At 54.5% G+C, this 3581-nt stretch carries 4 protein-coding genes; all 4 read left to right on the top strand.

The genetic code is table 11. The annotated features are described in order from the left end of the window. The coding region (locus CYR52_RS22525; protein ID WP_146001363.1) for a type VI secretion system contractile sheath large subunit at nt 1-144 on the top strand (144 nt) is incomplete at its 5' end. Between the two features lie 13 nt (nt 145-157). After that, a complete protein-coding gene (gene tssK, locus CYR52_RS22030; protein ID WP_101829440.1) occupies nt 158-1495 on the top strand; it encodes a type VI secretion system baseplate subunit TssK in 1338 nt (445 codons plus the stop codon). Continuing rightward, nucleotides 1492-2145 carry a type VI secretion system protein TssL, short form gene (tssL, locus tag CYR52_RS22025; RefSeq protein WP_175558206.1) on the top strand — a complete coding sequence of 218 codons (654 nt, stop codon included), beginning with the start codon at nt 1492-1494 and terminating at the stop codon, nt 2143-2145. The genes tssK and tssL overlap by 4 nt, the downstream gene beginning before the upstream one ends. A gap of 3 nt (nt 2146-2148) precedes the next feature. Beyond that, the coding region (locus CYR52_RS22020) for a cell envelope biogenesis protein OmpA (RefSeq protein ID WP_101829439.1) at nt 2149-3581 on the top strand (1433 nt) is incomplete at its 3' end.

Genomic DNA, 3581 nt, shown 5'->3' with positions numbered 1-3581 from the left:
CGCGACGCGAAAGTCACGGTCGAGGATATCGAGGACAACCCCGGCTTCTTCCGCGTGAAACTCTACGCCGTGCCGCATTTCCAGGTCGAAGGGCTGGATGTGAACCTGTCGCTGGTATCCCAAATGCCAAAAGCCAAAGCATAAGGCGGTAACAGGGATGAAAATTTATCGTCCTTTATGGACTGAAGGGGCCTTCCTGGCCCCACAACAGTTCCAACAGCAGGCTCGTTGGGATGCCTGTATGGCAGACACTGTGGCTCATATGGCATTGGCGCATCCATGGGGTGTGATTGACGCAACATTTGATAACGGGGCGTTGGCTGTTTCCCGTCTGAATGCGCTTCGTCTGGTGGTTCGCTTTCCTGACGGTACGCTGATTGACACCGACCTGGCTGATAATTTGCCACCCGCCTGTGATCTGTCTGCCGTCTCTGATCGGGAGAGCATAGACGTGGTGCTGGCATTGCCACTGTTATCGGCCAATGGCGGCAATCTTGATGAAGGTCAGGACAGCGAGCGCCCTCGTCGCTGGAAGCAGGAATGGGTGACGGTACAGGAGCTTTCTGGCCACGAACGTACTGAGTTGGCCGTGATGCGACACGCGATCACATTGCGTTTTGCGCATCAGGAAAACAGTGCATATCTGATTTGCCCGGTAACGCGGTTGCTGCGCAATGCACAAGGGCAATGGATACAGGATACGCATTTCATTCCGCCCATGCTGTCATCTTCAGCAAGCCAGGCGGTACTCAATGATCTGGGTGATTTACTTCATCGTCTACAGGCGCGCCGCCGCCGTCTGATGGCCATGCGGCGTGAAAGTAATGAACGTATGGCTGATTTTGCAGTGGCCGATGTGTCACTTTTCTGGCTGTTGAATGCATTGAACAGTGCTGAGCCGGTACTGGCAGAGCTTTATCAGACACCTACCCGGCACCCGGAACTGCTTTATCGCGAGTTAGCCAGGCTTGCCGGCGGTCTGCTGACGTTCTCCCTGGTGCATAAAGCAGAAGATATCCCACTTTATCAACACGATAAGCCAGAGCAGGTTTTTCCGCCGCTGTTTACTTTATTGGATACGCTGCTCGAAGCCAGTCTGCCTTCTCGTATGGTAGTTATTGAGCTGACTCAGGACGGGCAATTTTGGAACGGCTCTCTGCATGATGCCCGCCTGCGTGAAGAGGCTGATTTCTATCTCTCGGTTCGTTCAAATATTCCAAACCATCTGTTACAGACTCAGTTCCCTTTGCTGTGTAAAGCCGGCAGCGTCGAGGAGGTATCAGACGTGGTTAATGTCGCCCTGAATGGGGTAGTGATGAAACCCCTGTCTCACGTCCCGGCCGCTATCCCATTGCGTCTTGAGAATCAGTACTTTGCCCTTGACCTGGATGGGGCTGCGGCACAGGCCATGTTGGCGGCAGGTAACTGTGCTTTCTATACCCCCGGCTCGCTGGGTGATATCAAACTTGAACTGTTTGCGGTGCTGCGCTCATGAGCAAAATAGACGCGTCTATGACAGATGAGGTGTTTTACCCTGGCTGGCTGATGGTCAGCCAATTGCGTAACGGCCACGAAATTGAGGACGGCGAGGCATTGTACCGTCGCGCATGTGAATGGATTGACGGCGCACGTGAAGCGCTATCCCGTGCTGGTTTCAGCGAAACCAGCTGTAACCATATGCTTTATACACAATGTGCATTACTGGATGAGAGTGTCCTTAATCGTCAAAAACAGGACAGCGGCTATAAAAAATGGCTGAAAAATCCACTTCAGGCTCGCTATTTCAATACCCTGAACGCCGGCGAGGAACTTTGGGAGCGTATTCGCACCGTTTTACAGGAACCCGCACCCGATGCAGCGGTGCTCACCTGCTTTTATCGGGCGCTGATGTTGGGTTTCGTCGGCCGCTATCGTGAGCAAGATGATGAGCAGCGGGAAGATGTGGTACGCAGGTTAAGCCTGCTGGTACCCCCTTTCACCTCATCACAGGATGCGCCAGTGGTTTCGCGCTCACCGCGTTTGCGATCCGGACGAAGGTCTTACTGGTTATCCTGGGCTATAGGGATAGCGATATTAGCGGCGCTGTGGTTCACGCTCTCAACCAGACTGACATACCTGGTGACTCAGCTTGCAGGGATGCACTAACCGATGCGCGGATTAAGGCAGTTAACCTGGTGGCTCTTAGGAACCAGTCTGGCGCTGTGGCTGATACTTGGCTTTTTGCCGCTAAGTATCGGCAACCAGGTGGTATTCAGTTTGCTGGTTATTATTCTCTGCATTGTGGCCAGTTATCGTCAATGGCGAAGAGAACGTCATTATTCCCTACCAGACGATATCAATACCGTCGGAGCAGCGCTGCCTCCGGAAGGGTTTCAGGGGGCGGTAGTGCTGGTGTGTGGTGATAGTGCGTCACTGTTCCCCCTGTCTGCCGCTTTCCGTGAAACTCGTCAGGGTTGGTATTTACCGGTCGCGTCGCCTGAGCATTTATTACAGCTTGCGCACTATTTGTCGATTGAACGCCCGGCGCTGATAGCCCGCCTCTCGGTCTTGTTGGCAATCATGCCGGAACAGCATCAGGAACGGGACGCGTTTACGCAGTCCCTGCGCGCCTGGCATCGGGCCATCGTGCAGTGCAAAGGCCAGCTTTCAGGGATCCCACCGATCTGGATCAGTAGCTGGCTTTCTCCGCCTGCGGAGTCGCTTGCACTGTCTGAACGTTGGTACATGGTGACGCCGGGCCTTAAAACAGTGCAGGTTCAGGAAGCGGGTTCAGGGTGCATCCCATTAGCTGAATGGCTCCGTGAGCAGGCGAACCGGGATGGGCAAGAGAGGCTCGGCTCGGCGCTCTGGATGGGAAGTGTATTGTCATGGTTCGACCGATATGTTTATAACCTGTTTACCCAGCCTCAAGGAAATCTTCCTGTCCTGACCCCCTGTGCATGGGGCTGCTGTTTTACGCCTGTCATAAACATCCAGGGGAATCTTTGGCACACACACATTGCCGGCATCACCACATTGACACCCGTTGGGTGCGACACACAAGAAATTCTGCCGTTACCGGATGTGCTGCTGCCTTACCTGCCACGTCGCCACGGCGTCTCTCGCCCTATGCAGACCTGGCAACGTGCCGGATTACTGTGTGGGTTATTTTTGCTGTGTGCCCTGTCAGCGTCGTTTATCAATAATCAGCGCCTGATCCAGAGCATTGGCGATCACTTGTCACTGTATAACCGGCTTTCCGGCACCCCTCCAACGCCCAAGATATATGCCCAACAGCAACTGCGAGCCGATGCACGCCTACTGGATGCGTGGCGTCGCAGTGGTGCGCCAATGCGCCTGGGACTTGGGTTATATCAAGGAATGCGGCTTATTGCGCCGCTTGAGGCCGCCATCAACAGTTGGGCACCTTCACAGCCACCACGGCCAGTCGTAAAGAACATCATTCAGAGTCCCAACATCATCCGCCTCAACAGCCTCTCTCTGTTCGACGTGGGCAGCGCTCAGCTGAAACCCGGCTCGACAAAGGTGCTGGTGAATGCCCTGGTGGGGATTAAGGCCAGACCGGGCTGGCTGATTGTGGT

Origin of the sequence: Chimaeribacter arupi (assembly GCF_002858805.1) — a bacterium.
Classification (GTDB): Bacteria; Pseudomonadota; Gammaproteobacteria; order Enterobacterales; family Enterobacteriaceae; genus Chimaeribacter; species Chimaeribacter arupi.
The sequence above is the reverse complement of the archived record's forward strand: the minus strand, read 5'-3'. Positions and strand labels throughout refer to the sequence as shown.

What these genes read in the sequence shown, in the direction of transcription:
- tssK (WP_101829440.1), top strand. Translation starts at nt 158, where the DNA reads ATGAAAATTTATCGTCCTTTATGGACTGAAGGGGCCTTCCTGGCCCCA.
- tssL (WP_175558206.1), top strand. Translation starts at nt 1,492, where the DNA reads ATGAGCAAAATAGACGCGTCTATGACAGATGAGGTGTTTTACCCTGGC.